This window comes from Acidisoma sp. S159 (assembly GCF_009766125.1).
Lineage (GTDB): Bacteria > Pseudomonadota > Alphaproteobacteria > Acetobacterales > Acetobacteraceae > Acidisoma.
In genome coordinates, this window is the sequence record NZ_LMUG01000065.1 from 74,898 (window position 1) to 95,007 (window position 20,110).

Genomic DNA, 20,110 nt, shown 5'->3' on the forward strand with positions numbered 1-20,110 from the left:
TGTCCGGAATCGGTGTCCTTAAACGCTCGTTTTCGGATGGGGGAGAATCTAGCTCCTCCGGATGCACGGCGGGTGCATTGGTATATGGAAACTCGTTTTCACGTCCAGGTGGTGGCCAGGAATCGGCCAGGAGATGGCCAAGAGACGTCCAGGTGACGTCCAGGCCGCCCAACGAAAAGACCCCGCATTGTGGCTCCACAATGCCTATCCTGCCACTTCATCCCGGAATCATGGACGAGAATTTGTCGGCGTCGCGGGCGACATGACCCCGGAATTCGCAATCGCTTTGCCGAGGCGATTGCCGTTCTCATTGGGGATTACTCCCGAGCACTTAATCCCAGCTCTATCGTGTCAGCGTGTCAGCGTGTCAGCAGGACGTGGGTCGCCAGTTCGGTTGGGACCACCTCCGTCACCCGATAGCCAAGGCCTGGCAGGTCGACACCTGCGAACAGGGATTCGCCACGGCCCAGAACGACGGGCGACAGCGCCAGGTGCAACTCGTCGATCGCTCCTGCGAGCAGGTACTGACGGACCGTCGAAACTCCGCCGCCGATCTTCACGTCCAGGTCGCCCGCGGCGGCCTTGGCCTGGGCGAGTGCCGCCTCGATCCCGTCGGTGACGAAATGGAAGGTCGTCCCGCCTTCCATCACGATTGGCGGCCGGGCGTAGTGCGTGAGGATGAAGGTCGGCGCGTGATACGGGGGGTTGTCGCCCCACCAGCCCTTCCAGTCGGGCCCGCCCCAGTCGTCGCCGGCCGGCCCGAACATATTGCGGCCGAGGATGAAGGCGCCAAAACCTTCCATCGCGGCGTGGGCGAAGCGATCGTCAGCACCTTCAGTCCCTCCCTCTTTCCCGACCATCGATCGAAAAGTCCGGGTCGGGAAGAACCAACTCATCAACTCCTGGCCCCGTTTGCCGAGCGGATACTCCAGGCTCTGGTCCGGGCCGGCCCCGAAGCCGTCGATGGACACTCCCAAACCCGCTACGCGCACCTTGGCCATGGGAACCTCCATCTGATTGTGAACTGCAACCAGTTGAGTCTTGCGCGGTCTGAGGTTGTTCGAAAAGGGCGGGAGTCTGGGCTGGAACGCGCTGCATCGGCCCTCGCAGGCTCAAATCAGTCAGATCGAATGCGACGCCTCACCGCGGACCACAGGCAATCGGTTCCCAATCCGTCCCTCATCCGTATCCAGGACTCCACCTGTCGATCTGTTCGTGCTTCGTTCTCATCGGCGATAGGAGAGGGCGATCCATGAACGACCAGGCCAAGCTCACCTCCTCGAACCTCCAGCCGGCCAACGAGGCTGAGCTTACTCAGGTCGTTCTGATGAGGGTCGAAACCCCACCGACCTAATCAAGCTATGGCTCTTCACTGACACGGCGGAATTCACGCTCTAGCGACTCAAGGTTTTGTGTGCGCCGCTCAGCCGACCGAGGCGCCGTGATGGTGAAGCCGGTTCAACGAGCGGCACCACTATCACACGACTTTGGCACCGGGCTTTGAACTGGCGTTCGGCCGTCCCCATAACTGCCGGCCTTAGAACGTTCTAAGGATGAAATCCTGTGGCTGATGGAGCGCCTAACCGCGACGCCCGGACCGACTTTCTCGATATAGAAATGACGCGGGAAACGGAGGCCTATCTGCGGCGGGGCCGGATTAACGCTAATCTGCCTGCCGGCGACCTCAACAGCCTTTGGGAGGCAGCATTCGTGGCTTGGTTTAGAAGCCGGGGTGCCGAAGATAGGCTTGGCTACTACGACCTCGATATTGAATTGGAGCTTCGGGGCCTGGAGCCACCGATTGAGGTTGTCCGCGCCGAACTGGCACGAGCACACGCGCAGCTGTTGGTGAATACGGATGACGAAAGCCCTGCGTTGAACGAGCAGCTGCTGAATTTCTTGAGAGCCGCTAACGATACCGAACCGACACCCTGAATGCCTGCTCACCCTTAGATCGCCGTCGAAGAGCGCGCCGTGCACCAGTTCGAGGATGGCATGTCAGCGGATCTCGCTTCCGCTGGCCTCGGCTTAAACATGCCACCGCCGCGCACTTAATGCTCATCAACTTTGGACCTGGGTAAGTGAGGTTCGGCGTCCGGGCATTGCTATCGACACAGCCCCGAACGCCGAAGGCGCGAGTTAGCGGCCTAATTTCCGCCTCGCGATGACAGGGGATTATGACTGCACCACGGGAACCGCGCCCCGGCGGCTGGTGGCTCCGCCGGCCCATCAACAACTTGGGCCGCAGCCAACTTAGCGGGCGTCACAGTAGGTTGACGTTACGCTTCGTCACATCCCGTGCCCTAAGGGGTGTCCCCTGCCAGAGCAGCGTTTACGGTCTGTTGCTTCAAGCGTTCGTGCAGAGCCATGCGAAGATGCTCGCCAACTGCCCAGAAACGGGTGCAGGGAGCTTGCGGACCTTCTAAGGCTCGTTGCCGCGCAGATGCAGTGATCTATCGGAAAACACTGCGGTGACTGCGACGCATCTTCCTGAGTTGTCGTTTGGACAAACGAGCAGGCCCTGTGGTCCCCGCGACCTCGCCGCGTCTGATGTAGTCGATTGCGAGGAAGCAAGCGACGAGGGCGACGACGAAAAGCACGAGCTGGATATACAAGGCTACAGCCCTCCTGAGCGGCAAACGCCACTGGGCTCAGCGTAACCTTCCCTTAATACGCTCGATGGGGCTAGCGGCATAGGCTCGCGGCGCCCCGCAGCCAGCATGGCGTCTTTGTAATTCATCTGCCCAACTCGTGAAATGCAATGGGGCAAGCACGCGGGAATGACCGTCGTCGTTCGTAGTTTTTGGATCAGCCTGCGGTCTAATCGCGTACATTCTGAGGCGGCGAACTGCTTTTGCTGACCCGTTTGCTCGCTTGAACCCACGACAGAGCGCGTTCCCTGCCTGCGTTGTCTCAATCAGGACGGAACGTCAGTCTGTCGGGTCTGGCGAACGCCGAACTAGCTTGTGGTTCTCCAGAACGTCCACGGCGCGAGAGATCGCGGGCTTGTGCGTCCCAACCGCCTTCGACAGGCCCTCACGGTATAACGGCCGGCAGTCGTATGGCAGGTAAGGAGAGTGCCGAGTTGACGGAGGGTCAAATTCGAACTCTTCGTACGCACCATAGCTACGACGCTGTCTCTCAACCATATCAAGAGCGCATCTCCGGAAGTTGGTTCTGATAACAGAAATTCTGCTCTTCGGTTGCCGATCGTGAAAAGCGGGCTGCCGGAATCGAACCGACACCTTCGGTTGGGACAACCGCTGCAAGACCACTCTGCTACGCCCACCCAAGCCTTTCAAAGCATGAGGTGGCGGCCGGCTAATTTTGACTCCGCCTTTCGGACATACGCCTTAGGACTTTCGGCCGCTTGGTTCTTCGCTACTTCGTTCCGGCAGCGCCTCCAGCCCCACCAGCGGCACCTGCCGACGCGCCAGAGGCTGAACTGGCACCTGCTCCAGTCGCGCCGCCGGCACCGGTGCCCTGGGTCGCCCCGCCATTGGTCGGGCTACCGCTAGAGGAGCCAAACATTCCGCACCCGCCAAGTGCAAATGGAATCGCTATGGCCGCTACGCGGAGGCAGCGAAGTGTTGTGGTCGCCATGCACATTCTCCTGGGCTGGGTTCGGATTCCGGGCTCGCCTAAAGCAGGCGCAGACGTCCCGCCAAATACGCGACACCAAAGATGACCAGCGCTGCCGTCAGAGGCTGGTCCCGGATCAACTCTGCAGCATCCCCCAATATGCTTTCCGCCTGGCCACGCACCTGATTAGCCTTGCCACGAATCTGGGTGCTGGTGTCGCCGGTCAAACCGCCGGCAGCATCCTGCACCTTGCCTTTGATGTCATCGACCGTTCCACTGAACTTGTTCTCGCTCATGTGCATCTCCTGGGAAGGCCATCCACCTGGGGATAGAATCGTTCTTTAGCAACGCCCTCATCTAGGCGCGCGGGCATTCACGAAGATGCGAGAGGCAGCTTGCCAGGCGAGAAAGCGGTACTGAGATGGATGCTGAGTTAAACGGAGATTGAATATCCCAGAGACGCACGAGCTATCATTGCTTCGATCGGGATCGTCACTGGGGACAAATATGCCTGGCTATCACGCTGAAGTATCTGAGCCAGGGGCTGGATCACCAACAGCGCGCCGTTCCTTCGCGACACTGGACGGTGCACTCGACTGGGTGATGTGGAGGAAAGTCGATAATCCTGACCTTATCGGCCGCATCGAAACGGACGATTGCATCACTGACCATCGACAAGCGATGGCGCGTCTACAGCACGTCAGTCTCGCTCATCGGGCGTAATTTCCTCGCTCCAGGCTTCCACAAGACCGCCACTTGAATCTCGCAGGCCGGTATGCAGAGCCGCCAACCGTGCCGCGTCGCGCAGCGACCAAACGCCGGCTTCGGCATGTTCCGGGGTCCAGAACGGGTGAGCGGTCGGGTCAGCTGGAGCTTTCAAAAACAGAGGAACACCTTCGGTGCTCTGCTGAACCACTCTGTGCGAGCCATCCGGCGGCGGCGTAGCCGCATCATCGGGCCACCATTCTTCGCTCACCTGCGCCTCCGCCCCTTTTGTTCGACCACATACTGCGGACGAGGTCTTAGAAGGTCCTGACCCAGCAGTAGGCCCGCCACTCCGGCGGCCAGCAAGACCGTTCCCTTATTACGACGGAAAGCGGAGCGGCTAGTCTCAAGCATGGCCTTCGGCGGCGGCAACGCAGATAGACTAGCAGCTGCCGCAGACCTGGGCGCATCGCGTTGCGCCCGCGTCTTCTTGCCGGCCTTTGACTGCAAGATTCCGATCAGCAACATGGTGATTGCGAGTAGAAGCATTGCCGCCGCTGTGATAATTGCAGCCCAGAAAGGTCCAAGTCGTTCCTGCACAAAAATCCAGAGCGCCGCCATCAGGCAGCCAATTGCCGGCAAGACGATCAGACCAGCGACCAGAGCGCAAACAATCAAAATTGCAGTGCGTCGCACCGACGCTAGCGCGTCCTGCACCATCGTCATTGGATTGAACGCCAGGGTAGCGCCCAACTTCACCAGGCTTCCCATTGATGGCATTCAATGCGTCCTCAGCGGGAGAAGAGTTTGGAGAGGGCAAAGCCGCCGACAAAGGCAACTAGCAGACTGGAGACGGGCCAGTCCTGCACATGCTGGCTGACGGCTTCTGCGGAACGCTGGGTCTGTTTCAATACCCCGCCGTAGATGTCGGAGGCACTCCCGCTAATCTTTTCGGCTGCGTTCTGTCCGATCCGACTCCCCTCTCGTATGCCCAGATCCTTCATTTCTTTGATGAGAGCCGCTACGTCACTTTTCAAAACCGCAAGATCATCTGCGACGTCTTTGGAAGTCGATGAGGCACTGCCCGCCTGAACGTCGCTCATGTCTTACTGCCTGCCAATAAAATAGAGTGAGGAAAATTGGGCGATACGGCGCGAACGCAATGACCGTGGTCCGAAGTTCCGGACACGAGGACCATCTTGACATAGACGTGATGCAGGTGGGGTTTAACTGCCACCTCGCAAACGTGACCACCCTGTCCATTGGTCGCGAGTTTCTCAAAGCCCAGATCGCTGTCCGGGCTGCGGCCCATTCTGATGGAACACATTTTGGCGTAAATTTCGCGCTCTCGCCATGGCTTCTATTTCGTTCTGGCGCCCGGCAGGGGCAAGAAGGCCGGCGGGCTAGCGAAGAGGGATAAGGCGACGTCGATCTCGGGTGGCTACAATCCCTCAGTAGCGCGCCTCGTCCGCCCGGCACCGCTAGTAGTTTCTTTCGATGCCGATGGTGGTCATCTGAAGGTTCCTTGATGAGCCGGGCTGACCCGCGAGATGCGTGCCGATACGAAGCGGTGGGTGGAGATCACGTGACGGCCAACCCGCGAAAGGCTGTACGAGCCGCGGAACTGATCCTGTGGGCCTGGACGGCTTGGGTGACTGGCTTGGGCATCTACCAGTCCGGCACCAGCGTTCAAAGCACGGAGAAACTGATCACTGACCATCTTCCGATGACGATGCCCTTCAATCCCGAAGCGCTCCAGATGGTCGTGATTGCGGGCTACATCGTGACGGCAGGGTTCCTGGCTTGGATGGTGTTGAAGATTGGCGAGGGGAGAGGCTGGGCGAGAACCAGCTTGGCGCTGAACTTCGCTTTTGATGCCTTTTCGACAGCGATGCCTCCCTACCATGGCATCAGCGGCCTGCTGATGGCGGTGGCAGACCTTGGGCCGCAAGCCGTAGCCGCCTACCTGCTTTACACGCCGCCGGGGCGGCTCAGCTTTCAATAAATCTGCCGAAGCACTGCTGGCTGACGATCATCATCCGCAGGTTCAGTGTCGACGGCTAGGGTGGTGCCGTCGCGTATGAGTGGGAAGGTCGACGCCGAACGCTTCGTGAAGCTGTTCATGGCCGGCCTGAAGCAGGCGACGGGATTATCTAAGGCCGGGCTCTCCATCTTCGAGTTGGTCTACTCCCAGCTTCGAGAACGTTCGAACAACGACAAAGTCGAGATGAGCTTCTACCTGGCGCGAAAGCACAGTCCGGGTTTGGTTGAGCGCACCTATCAGCGTGGCTTGCGCGAGCTGCTAGACCGGGAGTTCCTATACCGCAGTCCGTCCGAAGGCCTCTTCTTCGTGAATATCCAATACATGTTCAATGGCGATCGCCTGGCCTTTGTGAAGGCGTATCATCTGAAGGGGGCCAAGCCGAAGGCGGCGGAGCAGCTTTCACTTTTGCCGCCAGACGAGGCGTTCTGATCAGCGAGGACCGGCCATGAGAATCGATTGGCGGCGCTTCATGCGTACCTATCACCTGTGCCGCCGCTCGATGGGCGTGCGGGCGTCATTGCGCGCTGCCTGGCGTGCCAATGGCTTCAGTGAGCCGGGCCGCTAGGTCCGACGAATTGCCCCGGATGCACGAGGGATCTTGTTCAGCCCGTTGCTCGGACTACAAGCTTGTCAATGACCCCTCCCCTCACGTTCAACCCGCCGATCAGCATCGACCTGTGTGAAACCGCCGGCCAGGAGTTTGGCCACGCCCGGACCGGGACGGAGCGCGTGGTCTTCGAGCAAGAGTTGGAGGCCCAGCTGGTGGTCCTAGTCGAGGCGCTGAGGGCGGCGGACATCGATCGCGACCAGGCTCTGGCGGTTTTCGATACGGCGGCCTGGAGTGCCTGGGAGGCCTCGGAAGCGCCGACGGCGCCGGAAGTCACGTTCCAAGAGCAGCCTGGCCCATTGGGCCCCTGAGGCGTCAGCACTCAGGGCTGGCGGCCATTCCTTTGCTCACAGCTGCCCTCGCCCCCATCTAAAGGTCGATGGCAAAACTCCTTAAGCAATTTGCGGCACTGCCGGTCATGGAGACCGGCGGAACGTCGCACGTGCTTCTCATCACCTCGCGCGGCACGCAGCGGTGGATCATTCCCAAAGGACACCCGGAAAAAGAGATGCGACCAGCTGCCGTAGCCTTGCTGGAGGCACGAGAAGAAGCGGGCGTTGCTGGCAAGATCAGCAAAACTCCCATAGGACGGTATCGCACAACAAAATGCTTGCGGTCGGGCAAGATGGTGCCCGCCGAGGTTACGGTGTTCCGCCTCGACGTGTCAGAGCACCTTGCGGCGTGGAAGGAGTCCCTCGAACGCAAGATAATGTGGGTGCCGCTGTCGCAGGCGCACGCCCTCGTTGACGATGGCGGCTTGTCGAAATTCCTGGAGGGGCTCGATGCCGCGGCCAAACCCAAAGCTCTCGCGGTCACATCCTAGGCTCCGGCACCAGTTCCAGCGCCCAGTCTGGATCTGGCCCGTAGCAGAAGGACCGATGGTGCGAGGCGCAGAGGAAGACTGGCGCGGCTGACACCCGGCACTTCTGGCATCGCATCCGCTTCACGGCCTCCATGATCAGCATGTCGCCGTGCCGCTGCATGAGCAGCCGCGTCGCTACCGTGGTTGATCGTTTACAGCCTGGGCACTGGCCTCGAGTTGGCACTCGGGCCAGTCGGAGAGGACCCGCATCGGCGGCGCCGTCCAGCGGGTGGCGAATCTACTAGCCATCACGCCCAAGGGATTGCGGGCGAAGCAACCGTCCTTGAGGAGATGATCCGCCAGCAACACAGCGCCCAGCTCGAGGAGGGCTGCGAAGACGAGGGAAATCATGGTCGCTCTGTCGCTTGTCTGCGACTTGCTGGGGAGGGCTGACGCATGAGCGGCCGCCACATCGCCCGGCGCAGCCTGATCGCCTGCTCAGCATTGCTGCTCGTCGCTGGAGAGGCGGGCGCGGCGAAAGCAAGAACTGGATGGCAAGCTGATCGCTCTCTGCCGCGAATTTGTGGAGGCGGAAGCTACCTTCGCCGCTTGGGATGCAGAGCGGGATTTCATGCCGTTCGACCATCCGCACGCAAAGGAGATCGATCGACTGGAGCGGGAACTTGTCACGCGCCGGCACGAAATCCTCGAGGAAGTCGCCGAGCTGAAAGCTCATACTCCGGAGGGGCTGCAGGCAATGGCCAGGGTAGTGCTTGCTGACCTCGAAGACGACGCCGACCCAGACTTCGCCAACTACGACCATCGGGTCATAACCGCAGTTTCGCTCGCCCGCGACATACTGGGGTAGGGCAGGATGAGACCGTTTCGCTGGGCCTTCCGCTACTTACGAACCTGCGCAGAGACCGCCGGCTCCGAAACCGCCAAGCTTCCGAAGGGGCAGGGGCCCGCACATAAGCCGACCCTACGGCAATACCGCCAGCGCCACGTCCGAGTTGTGGTGGATACCTCGATACTCTCACAAAGTGTCGAGATCTTCATGACACCACACGGATATCGAGACTCCTACCGGCCTCCTTGCTATCAAAGGTTGTGGCTCTAGGAGCGTGACGTGGCTGAGCTGTCGATAGCGTGCCCATCATGCGGCGGCATTTACTTTGGCACGCCCCGTCCGCCCCAGTCGGAGGCGGAGTATGTTGGAGCGGTGTGCGGTGGTTGCGGACATCGCCTCACCGAAGAAGAAATCAACGCATTCATCGATTCTTGGACGGTTGACCTCGTCCAGGCGGCCCTCAGAGGTCGCAGGGCATAGCGTCGTTGGCAAGGCGGCTCGGACTGTACCCTTCACTATCGAAACATCCGACAATGACCAGGGCGTCCATACCCCCGGACGCCCAGGCGGTCAGGTGAAGGCGAGAAGTCCCTGGCCAGGCGCTCTATAGACGGCGACCAGTCGACCTCGAGCATCTCAAGAAGGATAGCGTCGGGATCTTTGCCAGACCGTATCCTCTTGGTCAGCTCGGCGTTGTTTCGGAGTTGCGCAAAAAGGATATTGGCGCGGTCCTGGGCTTCGTTATGCTCGGCTGTGAGCTGGTCCCGCTGATACTGCAGAGTAGCGAGTGCGCTCTTACGCTTCTGTTCCAGGCTTTGCGTCGCTCCCTCCGGATTTCCTAGGCCCAGGAATATACTGATGCCATCTGGAAAATGGAGTCCGCCCTTTCTCTTGGGCGGAGAGTGTCGCTAATCCCGACGGCGCCAAGATCAATGGCTTGGGGGTGTCCGTACCGCGAATACTGTTGAGGGTATGCAAATATGCAAATTTCCGTAACGAGTTGATCTACTTGGCTCCTATTGCTACTCTTCCGTAACGTAACGGGAGGTGCAAATGCGCTGGTGGGTGGCCTCGTGCCTGATTGCGACATTGGCGTCGCAAGCCCATGCCGGTGACCTGTCCTGTTGGGGGAGCCCTGACGTCCTGACGGCCGACCGCACCTGCGTTCCCCTAACCGCCGCCTTCCTATCGAGCCTTCGCGTTGCGACGAGAGATGATGTTCAGCGTGCGATGGGAGTTGACGGAGAACAGGACGAGAGCGGCGAACTCACCTTCACGAGCAACTACATTGGCGGGGGACCAGGCGCCGGGACAGTCCAGGTAAAGTTCGGGGACGGCGGGAACGTGCGAGCAATCGACGCCTCGGTCGTCGGACAGAACAAGGCGCGAGAGCTGCGATTCTTATGGACGTCGAGCGAAGATAGCGTCGGATGCTCCGATTTCCCGGGTAGCCCGCAGGCGTGCAATCCGTAGTCCGAGCCGCTCGGGCATTTCCCCAAATCTGGGGCCAACTGCGCAATCCCACATAAGGGCTTTGCATTATGAAGACCCTCGTCGCGGAGGTTATGCGCACCGTGCGCGGAACCTCCTGGCAGAAGGACGTCGGCAGTGCCGACACCCCTCAAATTCGTTAGCCACGCGTTCGCGCCATCCACTTTCGGCGCATTGCTCGATCGGTTACTCGCCGGCATTTTTCGAGGCTGCGGACCAGCGCCGCAAAGAGCGCCGCCATCGTCATTCCGATGTCTTCTGAGTCGGTGCGTTTCTTGGTCATGGCCTAGTCTTTCCGAACGAGCCTCAGGAAGGCCGCTGGCTCCCCCTCTACCCCGCGAACCTTCCCCGAAGGCAGGCGTGTCCCGAGGAATTGACCGTCTAGCGAATAGATCTGGCCTGCTTGGAGCTTGGCGATCCGCGACCCGGACCCGACGCTGTAGACGATGCCCTCGCGTGTATAGGCGATCGCCGTACCGTCATCGTCGTGAATGAGCATTTTTGTCAGGCCTTCAGGCTTCATGAAGAGTTCTCCCAGCCAGGATCTACAACATCTTCATCTAGTGTTTGACAGACATGGAAAAAGGGGATGGCTTATCCACTACCCCTGCTTCGACAGCGAACCTCCCTTGATGCGCCTATGCTGGGAGACCGGCGGGGCAGCACCATTATGAATGACGCTAGATTGCCTCGAAGATGTAGGTTGTTACCGGGACGGTCTGAGCGCATGGCTGGGCCATGGCTGTTCCACCCTCTGATCTTCCCGTTCTGCCTAAAGAGGGAGCCTTGGTAGGCTTGCGGGTGCTGGTGGTTGAAGATGAAGCCCTCGTCGCGCTCCTCTTAGAGGACATGCTCGCTGACCTCGGTTGCCTGGTGATTGGCCCAGCGATGAGTGTCGATGTTGCGCTTGCCTTGTTAGATACCGAACCTTTCGACGTGGCCCTCATCGACGTCTCCCTAGGCGGCCATGAGCTCAGCCTGCCTGTTGCGGATGCGCTCGCGCTTAAGGGGATACCTTTTGCCTTCGCGACTGGACACGGCTCTGGGGTTCTCGTTGGAACGCGCCACGCAGGGGCTCCCCTTCTACTGAAGCCTTTCTCGTTCGCTGAACTCGCGGCCCTCGTCGTTGAACTTGGTGGCAAGACCCGAGCTCTCTCGTAAGAGCGCAAGGCAGCGTGACAAGGATGAGCGGGCTCATAGACAGTGTCCTAGACTTCGCTCGCGGGCGCCTGGGTGGCGGCATCGCGCTCCAACAGGTCTCCAGCGATTCACTGGTGCCAGTGCTTGACCTGATCGTAGCGGAGCTTAGAACGGCATGGCCTGACCGTGTCATCGAAACCGACTTCACGATCGCCCAGCCCTTCTCGTGCGACCGGGAGCGTGTCGCTCAGCTATTCTCCAACTTGTTGGCAAATGCCATCACGCACGGCGCAGCCGATGCGCCGATCCGGACGAAGGCTTGGACTCACGGCGATCTCTTCGAGTTGTCGGTCGCCAATGTCGGTGAGCCAATTTCTCTCGCCGCGGTGGAGCACCTGTTCCAGCCTTTTTACCGTAACTCGCTAAGACCAACTCAGCAGGGGCTTGGCCTAGGGCTCTACATCGCCTCAATGATTGCTCAGGCGCATGGCGGCAGGCTAGACGTCACCTCCACCCCAGCTGAAACACGCTTTACGTTTCGTATGCCGGTCAATAGCTGGGTTCCTAGCTAGTCGCATGCTCCTGAAACCGTGAGGCACAGGTCACACTGCCGTGCTAGGGCAGGAGCGGCGGGTCGCCTCGATTGATTGCGGTCTTGTGTGCGACACGCTGGTGCCGATACCATTGAGGTAGGCAACCGCCATAACTGAGGCCACTCACCAGTGATCAGGTTTAACAAGCTCCCCAGAGCGCAGGCTCGCGAAAGCCTGGACGCCGGGAGCGCTTCATTATCGCATGGTCCCGGACAAGTGGATGCGGCGAGGAGCGGGTCTGCCCTGTTCCCGTGCCTCACGGCTTTTGGAGCATCATCCGAGACCCAAACCCCTGTCTCAGACGCAGTCTCGACCTCGTTCAATCGTGTTGAGCGCGCGATGTCTACGCAACACCGTATGGTTCACGCCCACGAGGTTGATGATCGTGCCGTCGGTGAGCTGGATAAGATCACCTGTCGAGCCGACCGCTTCCGTTCTGATTGCGTCGCCGGTGTAGCCGCCGAAAGCCAGCTGGCTACTTGCATTGAAGTTGTAGATGTCTTGCTCGCCGCCGGCATGGCCGTTGAGAAACCATAGACATCATTGCCGCCCTCGCAAACCACGGACGTATCGCCCCGCCGCCGATCAGGGTGCTGTTCCCCGCGCCGAGTGCGATGACGGGATCGCCGCTGCTCGTATGTTTCGGCACGTCGTAGGATGCAGACTGCAATCAGGTGTGGAAGGGGGGAAGATCGCACAACGCTTGACAAAAGATGATGTCGCGATCTTCCAACGCCTAATCGATTGCCGGACACCATCGCTGACTACCTAAAACAGCCGACGCGTGTGACATGGCAATTTTGACATCAGTGCAATCATTGATTACAATAGGGTATGCATGCCAGCAGGCACCCTGCCCCAGCCTCGATCACCATCCGTAATCTAGATCCGGCTCTCAAAGAACGGCTGCGCATCCGCGCCGCCCAGCACGGCCAGTCGATGGAAGCGGAGGCGCGCCGCATCTTGCAAACCGCGCTGACGCCGCAGGGCGCTCCGCCTATGCGCCACCTATACGACCGAATTCGTGCCCGTTTTGCACCACTGGGCGGGGTCGATCTCGAACTGCCTCCGCGCGAACCGGTCCGCGAGCCGCCCCGGTTCGACTGATGCTGATGCTCGATACCAATATGCTCTCCGAGATCATGCGTCCCGAACCTGAGCGCAAAATCGCGGACTGGATTGTCCGCCAGTCATCGGATGAGTTGTTCACAGCCGCCGTGTGTCAAGCAGAGATCCTTTCCGGCCTTGCCATCATGCCGAGCGGTCGTCGCCGGGCCGACCTAGAGGAGGCCGCACGCGCCATGTTCGCCGATGACTTTGACGGTCGCATCCTGCCATTCGATACCCAAGCGGCTGCTGCCTATGCCGAGGTATTCGCAGCGCGGCGGAAGGTTGGGCGGCCGAGCGGGACCGTAGATCTCATGCTGGCCGCAATTGCGCGCGTGCGCGGGGCGAGCGTCGTCACCCGCAACGTGGCCGATTTTGAGAGCGTGGGTGTGGCGATCGTCAACCCGTGGGATGAGTAGCCGCTCCAGTACTCCGGTTGCATGACCAAGCGGGAGCCAGGGCGGTTCGTCGCCTACCTTCGTGTCAGCACCGACAGCTAGGGCCGATCCGGGCTCGCCTTGAGGCGCAGCGCCAAGCCGTAGCGACGCACGTCACCCAGGCCGGCGGCGAGGTAGTGGCGGAGTTCCACAAGGTGGAGGGCGGCAAGCGCCGATCGGCCGCAGCTCGCCGCCGCGCTGGCTTCCTGCCGCACCCGCCGGGCCGGTTTGGTCATCGCTAAGCTAAACCGGCTGGTGCACAACGCGTTGGCGGACAGCGGCGAAGCTGGTGTTGTGTTCTGCGATCTCCCACTGTACCGGCCGGACCGATTGGCAAGTTCCTGGTCACGCAGATTGTCTGTGTCGTCTATGTGGCTGCTGAGCGAGTTTTGAAGAGGTGCGGTCTGCCTGTAGCGGGACATGGGCGGAAATCGCTCGGCGATTAGCAGCCACGTGACGGTCCGCTGAATTCCGGGGCTCAGGATCAAGGCAACTCCCCCTCCCCTCCTGTTTAGGCACGGCAAAGCAAACTTAGCGTGCATCAGGGGTCCGTGTTCCTAGACCGGTTCCAAAGCGCTGACCGACAACTCAGGCGACCATCTGCAGTAGTTGACCGGTCAGTAGCTCTCCGTTTTTAACGTCGGCCACGCTTTTCTGTAAATCGTTGTGACCGGCACCTTCCGGTGTGGCTGGCCTTGCCCGGCGGCATCGGGTAAGGCCATGCGTCACTAGCTACAGACCTTACCACGAGATGGCCGATCGCCTTTCGCCTTCGCAGCCGCCTCTGACATGTATTCTCCTGCTTTGGTCTTGCCGTAGTAGCGAGTACCGGGGCAATGATAGACGTTACTCGCTGTATTTACCCAGACCTTTACTGCGGACGAATTAGCCGTAGTACTGTAGCTTCTCACAGGGGCGGTAGGCGGCGGCGGTGCAGATGAGGTCGCGGTTGTCGGCGGAGAGGCTCCTGCTTGGCTTCCTGAGGCAGAGTCGAATGTCTGAACGCCACCGTGGTGGGAACATGCTCCGCGCTTCGATTTCCCTGAAAATGTCGTTCCGTCCTTGCAGGTCGCCGTCACAGGTACTGAGGATTGAGCAAATGCCGTTGGAACTGCCGCAGTGCCTAGCAGGAACAAAACAGCTATCAGACTCAACTGCCAACGCGATGGAGCTGCTGTTTCTGGCTTAAACATTGACGTTGCCCGATTCTGGAATCTTGCCTTCAGGCGTTGCCTGGTCGACTGCATGAGGAAGGAGTTTGGCGACGAGAGGCATTAACGCCTGAACCGGGAGCCCAGTCCTTTGAATCAGACTCTGCACCTGTTCATTCGATAGCACGCTTTGAACCTCCTCGGCCGTTATCGGAATGTTTCCACCAGAGCCAGCCCAGGACTGAACGTGTTGTCCGAGCCCGCCGGCTCCAAAACGATTGAGAAGGCCGTTTAAGCCTTCCGATGTATTAAGGCCGAGGACGTCGGTTAGGGCATTGTGAACCGCTGGAACATTGTCTCGATCTGCTCCTTCAAGTCCTTGCAGCAATTGTCCAAACAGTCCACTCATAAATATCTCCTGGTTCAGAACATTTACGGCCGGATCGACGCTTGCAGCTAGGATGCTAAGCCAATTTGTAAAAGCATGTCGCCAGCTTAGCCTAAGTCATAGCCCAAGGTTGTGCCGCCGAGCTAGGCAAACCGCCCGAAGGACGTAACTTACTTCTCTGGGTTCCGGTTACGCCGATCATTTGGATCATTGTCGGTTTGATGGCGCTACCGGATCATATCCGCTGGCACTTCACCTGTGATATCGTTGGACCACGAGTAAAAGGAGTGATTGCCATGGAAAGACTTTTGGCCGCGGCTTTGATTATAAGCGCAATTCTAGTCGCTCCGACTGCCTACGCTGCTCAATGCCGAGATACTCAGGGCAAGTTCATGAAATGCCCTGCGAAGTCTGTCCATTGCCGCGACATCGCAGGCAAGTTCGTCAAGTGTAGTGCTCCTGGCGCCAAACCAGCCTAGTCAACCGGATTTTGTCTTGACCAGGAAGACCGGCGCAAACGTTGAGCGCGCTGAGGTGGCGCAGGGCTAACAAGTTTTTTCCGGTACGGCGATCAGCGCCCCCAGCGGAGCCCTCTGCTTTGAACTTCAGCACCCAATCCCGCACGATCTGCAAGGTCACGCCGCGATGTTGGCCGCGTCACTCCGCGTGCTGCCGTCATAGATCTCCGCTCATGCCAGCAACCGGCGCGCCGTCCCAGGTCTTCTTAGCCGCAGCGCGCACCTGAGCCGCGATGAAACCCTCGGGCCGATAAATGCGAGCATACGCTCAGCCTCCTCCCTAAGAAGGTAGCCTGTTGGCTGCTTGACCCTGCAACTTCGGCTGTTCGCCATTGGCCTTGAAAATCCGCGTTAGCCGTCCTCAGGTAGACTCAGCTGGAGACGACACGCACCTCGTCAGCGCTGATGCGGGCGGCGTCGAGAACGCCGGTGCCTAACTCTTCGCTGTAAATAGCTGGCACCAGCCATTCTGACTTATCGGACTCTGCACAAAAGCACAGGCATCCGGCGGCTGGAAACTGCTGCAGGTTCCACAGTGATTGCTGCCGTTCGGGATACCTTGGTATTTGGCGGCAGCCTGTGTGATTTTCTGCTGGGCCTCCGCCTTGCGGACCGCAGCTGAGGCTGTCGCAGCACCGATCGCGAGCGCAGTGCGAGTGATTGCAGCGCGGCGGGTTATGCCGTGGCGGCCGTTGCTAAACATGGTCATGCTCAACTCCGAATTCGATGACGGCGTTCGGTGCTTAGGAGCAGCAGACCCCGCTCCCCGGAGGGTGCCCATCATCGTGCAGGATAGGCCGTGAATACGTAATCTTTCGAGGCAACGAGCGTGTGGCACGCGTAGCCGCACTTAGCGTCGTGGCCCTGCGGCGGCTTGTCGGTTAAGTCGCCTACCCTGAAGGTTCCGGCGGCGGCGTTATACTCAAACACGCCGTAACCCCAGCCCCCGCTATCCGAGAACCGCTTGCCGTCCTTCGCCATGAAGTCGACGTCGTCCAAGACGCCCGGTACCGTCGGGTCGCCAGGTTCCGCCGGGTTCTTGATAGCTTTCCAATGGATCTTCGCCATCTTGGCGCCGTCGGGGAAGGGTTCGCCGTTGCCGGGAATACCCGCCTCGAAGGCAGCGATCATTTCAGGATTGCCGAGGATTGTTGCGATCAAATCACCGTTTTGGCTGACGCCAATAACCTGCCATTTCTCGTATCCCCTGAATTCAGAGAAGGCGAGGCCCCCCGGTACCTTCAAAGAGTACTTGTCCTGCGCCGCAATTGCGACGCCTCCAGCCACGGCAGCCACTGACGCGACGGCGAGCATTACCAAGACGGATGGGCACCTCATCTTTATCTCCTCGCTCGCAAAGTAGGTCCTTGTATCTTCCGGTTGCCCTCCTGACAGTCGTCAGCAAGGCTGGCTACGACCGGGAGCCCGTTAGGTCCTAGGGAATTTGAGCCCGCCTTTGAGCGTGGTGCCCCGGTCGCTGTCTATCCCATAGACCCGAACGGTCGCTTGGGCTGTCGAAGGGCAAGCCCGTATTCGCAAGGATGGGTACAATGGAAAATGTCACCTCGTCGGTGTTTGTTGGCATCGACGTAGCGAAGAGTTGGTTGGATGTTTGCATTCGATCCTTATCTGGATCAGAAAGTGCTAAAAGTAAGTTTGCAAATGATGCGGCTGGCATCTCGGAAATCTGCGCCTTTCTGGCCGGCTTCAAGCCCAAGCTAATCGTATTCGAGGCTACGGGAGGATACGAGGCTCTACTGGCGGCTGGATTAGCTACTGACGGCTTACCTTTTGTCATCGCTAATCCGCGCCAAATCCGGGACTTCGCTCGAGCGATCGGTCGATTGGCCAAGACAGATGCAATCGATGCCGGCGTTATAGCGCTTTTTGCGGAACGCATTCGCCCTGAGCTGCGTCCTTTCCCGGAAGAGAAAGCCCGTGCGCTTACCGAGTTGGTCTCACGTCGGCGCCAGGTCCTCGGGATGATGGTGATGGAAGGCAATCGGCGGTTCGCAGCCCAAGACAAGCGGGTAAGCGCGACAATCAATGCCACGCTCGAGTTCCTAAAATGCCAGGTCGCTCAACTTGATAAAGAGATCAACCAACTCGTTCAAAGCTCGACTAGCTGGCGTGAGACCGAAGACCTCCTGACCTCTGTTCCAGGCATAGGCCCGATTACTGCACGAACGCTCATCGCGGAACTGCCTGAGCTTGGGCGGGTTGATCGGCGCAAGGTTGCAGCCCTCGTCGGCGTTGCACCTGTAAACCAGGATTCAGGCCTTCAACGCGGCTATCGAGCCATAGCTGGCGGCCGCACGTCAGTACGAAACGCGCTTTACATGGCAACCTTGGTTGCGGTCAGGCACAATCAGGTCCTGAAGGCTCACTACTTGGCCCTTGTGGCGCGTGGACGACCCAAGAAGGTCGCCCTCATAGCCTGCATTCGGCGCCTGCTTGGCATACTCGGAGCGATCGTAAGGACAAGAAAGGGGTGGCAGCCCGCTTGACGGGCAAGACGGTCGCTCAAAGCACCTGCCCCGGGTTTGCCCGGGCATATGACCTAAGACTTATCATGCGATCTGAACGCCGAGGCGCACCAGCGTGCCTGGGATTTCCGAATCGCACTGTGGCGGTCGCCCAACGGGCGGTTCCCGCCTGGCGGTTCCGAAGTGCGCCGTGCTTGTGTGCTTCCCATCCGCGGATCGAGGATGTCGACGAGCGGGCCGAGTTCAGGGTCTCCACCGGGCTGCAACACAGCGCGCGCGGACGGTGCGCTTCGGAGTGCCATCCCTGTGTCAAATCGAGTAGACCGCGTGAGGTCCAATTCGCGTAGGCTTAGGCCCAGGACCGCATTGCGCCGGCGCCGCCATAAGCAAGCAAGTCGCCGTCACGGTAAGGCGCACCCGAGTGGTCGATTTCGTTCATGATCCCAAATGGGTCCGCTGATCGCCCTGGTCGTTCCTCCAGTGACTATCCCTCCCCTTCCCCACTCGAATAGAGCCAGCGCGTTCAGCCGCAAGCGAGGCCGTTGTCCAAGCGCGAGTAGGTGAATCCTCCCCCTCGCCTTCCCGTGCAGGCACGGTAATAGGGCATTAAAAATTGGGCCTAATTCGAAGGTGAATGCTGGCCAGAGAATGCAGGGACCGACTCTTTAAGCTTCGTGCTCTTCCAGCGTCAGATGCGCGATGTAGCCGGAGCGGCTCTCCCCAGCGGCGCGGGTCAGGGCATCCAAGCGCTTCACCACATGACGCGGCAATGTGATGTTTACCCGCTCAACCGTGTCATCGAGCAAAGCAGGATCCAGCGTGATGACGCCGAAGGTCCATCCGGCATAATCCGGCCGCTGGTGCGGATTCCGACAATGCCGCCCACTCAATCCAAGATGATGGCGCCCATCATTCCGAGATGATGCCGCAGGTGCAGCTCTCCAGACGCCAAGACAGTTGAAGGGCGACAAAGATGTGCCGGGAAACTAAGACTTTCCAAACTCAACTGTCCTCGGGCTATAATCTGTCCCCAGGCCACTTTTATCCGCGTGCAAGGCCATCTCTTACTCGCTCGGCTACAGGGTGCGGGGGATAACTCCGCATATTTATCTACAAAGCTGTGCACAAGCGCTTCGTAAAAATGGAAGATACCGGGGGACAAGTTCACGACGCTGTGACCTTCGCCTAACTGTCAGGCTGCGCGCACTGATCCCAGCCCACGACCACCCAACCCACGCCGAACTCCATCGCTTGTAAGGGTTCGGCGTGCGCAGGACGCCCCTATGGAACGCGTCGTAGCCTTCGTAAATATACTCAATCTCAAATGGTTTCATCCAGCGCAAGGCCGCAAGGCGGTCCTCGAGGAGACCTCGGTCCTAGGACATAGGACGGTCAGTGCGGGGATCTTGCCGGCATCTACGTGGCTGCAGGCGATCGAGCCGAACTTCCAAATAGGCAGCGGCAGATGCCCGATCGAGCCAGCGTGCTCTTCCGCTATCCAACTGATGCCCGCGCGCCATGAAGATTGACCCAAACCGCCGCCGCGCACCTTAGTTGCATCGCGTCCGGCTAGCGGGAAAGTTGATAGCACTGTGACTGGAGAAGGCGATGATGGCGAGCCCATGCTGGCGGCACGTGGCGTCGCGGTGACCTACGAGGCGATCCGTCGGTGGTGCGTATTCGGCGCTCCCGAATTACAAAGCGACCTACCCTCCTCCCTGCGCAGTAGCTAAAGCAAAGGACATCAATCGGATGGAGGCGAAACCCGTCCGTGGTCAGGCGTTCCCATCTTGCGGGAACCCGCGCAGGGACGCTCTGGGCTTCCCCGAATTGCCGAAAATCTCTGATACGCTGAATGGCCTGCAGGCGATGATGGCGGGGAGGAGGGCGCGCCGTGCGTTCCCGGACGGGTTCGAGCGCCGGCGGCGCCAGCCAACCGGCAACATTAAAATGCGAGGTCACCCATGAGCCCTCCTTCGGAAGCTCGAAACACGCCCGGCATGTTCCGGCGTGACGTCCTGGGGGGTGCTGCCGCCATCGCTGGCGCGGCGTTGCTGGCGAACCCGGCGGCGCTGGCCGCCGGCGAAACCTCTGCACTGCCGTTCATCGCGAACGACGCCGACCTGGAGCAGGCATTGCCGGCATTGTCCAATTGGGGGCGATGGGGCGCGGCGGACCAGCTTGGCACGCTGAACTTCATGTCACCAAC

At 59.8% G+C, this 20,110-nt stretch carries 23 protein-coding genes and 1 tRNA gene; 12 read left to right on the top strand and 12 right to left on the bottom strand.

The features are described from left to right. Positions 1–359: 359 nt before the first annotated feature. On the bottom strand, positions 360–1,001 hold the full coding sequence (locus GSQ92_RS22575; protein ID WP_159014067.1) for a dihydrofolate reductase family protein: 642 nt from the start codon (positions 999–1,001) through the stop codon (positions 360–362). A gap of 616 nt (positions 1,002–1,617) precedes the next feature. Between GSQ92_RS22575 and GSQ92_RS22580 the strand changes: the two genes are divergently transcribed. Continuing rightward, complete coding sequence (locus tag GSQ92_RS22580) at positions 1,618–1,935, top strand: hypothetical protein (RefSeq protein ID WP_159014068.1); 318 nt, start codon at positions 1,618–1,620, stop codon at positions 1,933–1,935. A 1,283-nt stretch (positions 1,936–3,218) separates the two neighbouring features. Here GSQ92_RS22580 and GSQ92_RS22585 read toward each other — a convergent pair. The 5 genes from GSQ92_RS22585 to GSQ92_RS22605 all read right to left on the bottom strand — a co-directional run bounded on the left by GSQ92_RS22585 (position 3,219) and on the right by GSQ92_RS22605 (position 5,390). Next, positions 3,219–3,289 (bottom strand) — tRNA-Gly (locus tag GSQ92_RS22585). Positions 3,290–3,641: 352 nt separating this feature from the next. Continuing rightward, on the bottom strand, positions 3,642–3,878 hold the full coding sequence (locus GSQ92_RS22590) for a CsbD family protein (RefSeq protein ID WP_158804278.1): 237 nt from the start codon (positions 3,876–3,878) through the stop codon (positions 3,642–3,644). 404 nt (positions 3,879–4,282) lie between these two features. Then, complete coding sequence (locus GSQ92_RS22595) at positions 4,283–4,558, bottom strand: hypothetical protein (RefSeq protein WP_159014069.1); 276 nt, start codon at positions 4,556–4,558, stop codon at positions 4,283–4,285. Continuing rightward, the gene (locus GSQ92_RS22600; RefSeq protein WP_159014070.1) at positions 4,555–5,058 is read right to left on the bottom strand and encodes a phage holin family protein; all 504 of its coding nucleotides are present in this window, start codon (positions 5,056–5,058) and stop codon (positions 4,555–4,557) included. The genes GSQ92_RS22595 and GSQ92_RS22600 overlap by 4 nt, the downstream gene beginning before the upstream one ends. A gap of 20 nt (positions 5,059–5,078) precedes the next feature. Beyond that, the gene (locus GSQ92_RS22605) at positions 5,079–5,390 is read right to left on the bottom strand and encodes a hypothetical protein (protein WP_159014071.1); all 312 of its coding nucleotides are present in this window, start codon (positions 5,388–5,390) and stop codon (positions 5,079–5,081) included. Positions 5,391–5,872: 482 nt separating this feature from the next. Between GSQ92_RS22605 and GSQ92_RS22610 the strand changes: the two genes are divergently transcribed. The 4 genes from GSQ92_RS22610 (at position 5,873) to GSQ92_RS22625 (ending at position 7,761) form a co-directional block, all read left to right on the top strand. Then, positions 5,873–6,292 carry a hypothetical protein gene (locus tag GSQ92_RS22610; protein ID WP_159014072.1) on the top strand — a complete coding sequence of 140 codons (420 nt, stop codon included), beginning with the start codon at positions 5,873–5,875 and terminating at the stop codon, positions 6,290–6,292. A gap of 105 nt (positions 6,293–6,397) precedes the next feature. Beyond that, on the top strand, positions 6,398–6,760 hold the full coding sequence (locus tag GSQ92_RS22615; protein ID WP_159014073.1) for a hypothetical protein: 363 nt from the start codon (positions 6,398–6,400) through the stop codon (positions 6,758–6,760). 204 nt (positions 6,761–6,964) lie between these two features. Further along, positions 6,965–7,249: a hypothetical protein gene (locus GSQ92_RS22620; protein WP_158805791.1), complete on the top strand. Its 285-nt coding sequence runs from the start codon at positions 6,965–6,967 to the stop codon at positions 7,247–7,249. 68 nt (positions 7,250–7,317) lie between these two features. Next, on the top strand, positions 7,318–7,761 hold the full coding sequence (locus tag GSQ92_RS22625; RefSeq protein ID WP_159014074.1) for an NUDIX hydrolase: 444 nt from the start codon (positions 7,318–7,320) through the stop codon (positions 7,759–7,761). A gap of 174 nt (positions 7,762–7,935) precedes the next feature. Here GSQ92_RS22625 and GSQ92_RS22630 read toward each other — a convergent pair whose 3' ends face one another. Then, positions 7,936–8,151, bottom strand: a complete 216-nt coding sequence (locus GSQ92_RS22630) for a hypothetical protein (protein ID WP_159014075.1) — start codon at positions 8,149–8,151, stop codon at positions 7,936–7,938. A 220-nt stretch (positions 8,152–8,371) separates the two neighbouring features. Between GSQ92_RS22630 and GSQ92_RS22635 the strand changes: the two genes are divergently transcribed. Further along, the gene (locus GSQ92_RS22635) at positions 8,372–8,608 is read left to right on the top strand and encodes a hypothetical protein (protein ID WP_159014076.1); all 237 of its coding nucleotides are present in this window, start codon (positions 8,372–8,374) and stop codon (positions 8,606–8,608) included. 1,759 nt (positions 8,609–10,367) lie between these two features. On the opposite strand, the gene GSQ92_RS22640 is transcribed toward GSQ92_RS22635, so the two are convergent. Continuing rightward, the gene (locus GSQ92_RS22640) at positions 10,368–10,604 is read right to left on the bottom strand and encodes a 4-fold beta flower protein (RefSeq protein WP_159014077.1); all 237 of its coding nucleotides are present in this window, start codon (positions 10,602–10,604) and stop codon (positions 10,368–10,370) included. Positions 10,605–10,882: 278 nt separating this feature from the next. On the opposite strand from GSQ92_RS22640, the gene GSQ92_RS22645 reads away from it, so the two are divergent. The 4 genes from GSQ92_RS22645 (at position 10,883) to GSQ92_RS22660 (ending at position 13,340) form a co-directional block, all read left to right on the top strand. After that, positions 10,883–11,242: a response regulator gene (locus GSQ92_RS22645; RefSeq protein ID WP_254066672.1), complete on the top strand. Its 360-nt coding sequence runs from the start codon at positions 10,883–10,885 to the stop codon at positions 11,240–11,242. Between the two features lie 23 nt (positions 11,243–11,265). Beyond that, entirely contained in the window at positions 11,266–11,793 is a 528-nt protein-coding gene (locus GSQ92_RS22650; protein ID WP_159014079.1) for a sensor histidine kinase KdpD, read from the top strand. Between the two features lie 855 nt (positions 11,794–12,648). Then, positions 12,649–12,921 (top strand): FitA-like ribbon-helix-helix domain-containing protein, encoded by a 273-nt coding sequence (locus tag GSQ92_RS22655; protein ID WP_158805785.1) that lies wholly within the window; start codon positions 12,649–12,651, stop codon positions 12,919–12,921. Next, positions 12,921–13,340 (top strand): type II toxin-antitoxin system VapC family toxin, encoded by a 420-nt coding sequence (locus tag GSQ92_RS22660; protein WP_159014080.1) that lies wholly within the window; start codon positions 12,921–12,923, stop codon positions 13,338–13,340. Before GSQ92_RS22655 ends, GSQ92_RS22660 begins: the two co-directional genes overlap by 1 nt. 77 nt (positions 13,341–13,417) lie before the next feature. Here GSQ92_RS22660 and GSQ92_RS22665 read toward each other — a convergent pair whose 3' ends face one another. The 3 genes from GSQ92_RS22665 to GSQ92_RS22675 all read right to left on the bottom strand — a co-directional run bounded on the left by GSQ92_RS22665 (position 13,418) and on the right by GSQ92_RS22675 (position 16,729). Continuing rightward, a complete protein-coding gene (locus tag GSQ92_RS22665) occupies positions 13,418–13,594 on the bottom strand; it encodes a hypothetical protein (RefSeq protein WP_158805783.1) in 177 nt (58 codons plus the stop codon). Between the two features lie 949 nt (positions 13,595–14,543). After that, the gene (locus GSQ92_RS22670) at positions 14,544–14,918 is read right to left on the bottom strand and encodes a YidB family protein (RefSeq protein ID WP_158805782.1); all 375 of its coding nucleotides are present in this window, start codon (positions 14,916–14,918) and stop codon (positions 14,544–14,546) included. 1,277 nt (positions 14,919–16,195) lie between these two features. Then, positions 16,196–16,729: a cytochrome P460 family protein gene (locus GSQ92_RS22675; RefSeq protein ID WP_254066673.1), complete on the bottom strand. Its 534-nt coding sequence runs from the start codon at positions 16,727–16,729 to the stop codon at positions 16,196–16,198. Positions 16,730–16,965: 236 nt separating this feature from the next. On the opposite strand from GSQ92_RS22675, the gene GSQ92_RS22680 reads away from it, so the two are divergent. Next, positions 16,966–17,922, top strand: a complete 957-nt coding sequence (locus GSQ92_RS22680) for an IS110 family transposase (protein ID WP_159014082.1) — start codon at positions 16,966–16,968, stop codon at positions 17,920–17,922. A gap of 644 nt (positions 17,923–18,566) precedes the next feature. On the opposite strand, the gene GSQ92_RS31465 is transcribed toward GSQ92_RS22680, so the two are convergent. Beyond that, complete coding sequence (locus tag GSQ92_RS31465; protein WP_159014083.1) at positions 18,567–18,872, bottom strand: type II toxin-antitoxin system HicB family antitoxin; 306 nt, start codon at positions 18,870–18,872, stop codon at positions 18,567–18,569. A gap of 993 nt (positions 18,873–19,865) precedes the next feature. Here GSQ92_RS31465 and GSQ92_RS30395 point away from each other — a divergent pair. Beyond that, positions 19,866–20,110 (top strand): hypothetical protein (locus GSQ92_RS30395; protein ID WP_216856919.1); only part of this gene is annotated, 245 nt, incomplete at its 3' end.

Coding starts and splice junctions, on each gene's coding strand:
- GSQ92_RS22575 (WP_159014067.1), bottom strand. CDS start 1,001: ATGGCCAAGGTGCGCGTAGCGGGTTTGGGAGTGTCCATCGACGGCTTC.
- GSQ92_RS22580 (WP_159014068.1), top strand. CDS start 1,618: ATGACGCGGGAAACGGAGGCCTATCTGCGGCGGGGCCGGATTAACGCT.
- GSQ92_RS22590 (WP_158804278.1), bottom strand. CDS start 3,878: ATGAGCGAGAACAAGTTCAGTGGAACGGTCGATGACATCAAAGGCAAG.
- GSQ92_RS22600 (WP_159014070.1), bottom strand. CDS start 5,058: ATGGGAAGCCTGGTGAAGTTGGGCGCTACCCTGGCGTTCAATCCAATG.
- GSQ92_RS22605 (WP_159014071.1), bottom strand. CDS start 5,390: ATGAGCGACGTTCAGGCGGGCAGTGCCTCATCGACTTCCAAAGACGTC.
- GSQ92_RS22620 (WP_158805791.1), top strand. CDS start 6,965: ATGACCCCTCCCCTCACGTTCAACCCGCCGATCAGCATCGACCTGTGT.
- GSQ92_RS22625 (WP_159014074.1), top strand. CDS start 7,318: ATGGCAAAACTCCTTAAGCAATTTGCGGCACTGCCGGTCATGGAGACC.
- GSQ92_RS22630 (WP_159014075.1), bottom strand. CDS start 8,151: ATGATTTCCCTCGTCTTCGCAGCCCTCCTCGAGCTGGGCGCTGTGTTG.
- GSQ92_RS22635 (WP_159014076.1), top strand. CDS start 8,372: ATGCCGTTCGACCATCCGCACGCAAAGGAGATCGATCGACTGGAGCGG.
- GSQ92_RS22640 (WP_159014077.1), bottom strand. CDS start 10,604: ATGAAGCCTGAAGGCCTGACAAAAATGCTCATTCACGACGATGACGGT.
- GSQ92_RS22650 (WP_159014079.1), top strand. CDS start 11,266: ATGAGCGGGCTCATAGACAGTGTCCTAGACTTCGCTCGCGGGCGCCTG.
- GSQ92_RS22655 (WP_158805785.1), top strand. CDS start 12,649: ATGCATGCCAGCAGGCACCCTGCCCCAGCCTCGATCACCATCCGTAAT.
- GSQ92_RS22660 (WP_159014080.1), top strand. CDS start 12,921: ATGCTGATGCTCGATACCAATATGCTCTCCGAGATCATGCGTCCCGAA.
- GSQ92_RS22665 (WP_158805783.1), bottom strand. CDS start 13,594: ATGACCAAACCGGCCCGGCGGGTGCGGCAGGAAGCCAGCGCGGCGGCG.
- GSQ92_RS22670 (WP_158805782.1), bottom strand. CDS start 14,918: ATGAGTGGACTGTTTGGACAATTGCTGCAAGGACTTGAAGGAGCAGAT.
- GSQ92_RS22675 (WP_254066673.1), bottom strand. CDS start 16,729: ATGCTCGCCGTCGCGTCAGTGGCTGCCGTGGCTGGAGGCGTCGCAATT.
- GSQ92_RS22680 (WP_159014082.1), top strand. CDS start 16,966: ATGGAAAATGTCACCTCGTCGGTGTTTGTTGGCATCGACGTAGCGAAG.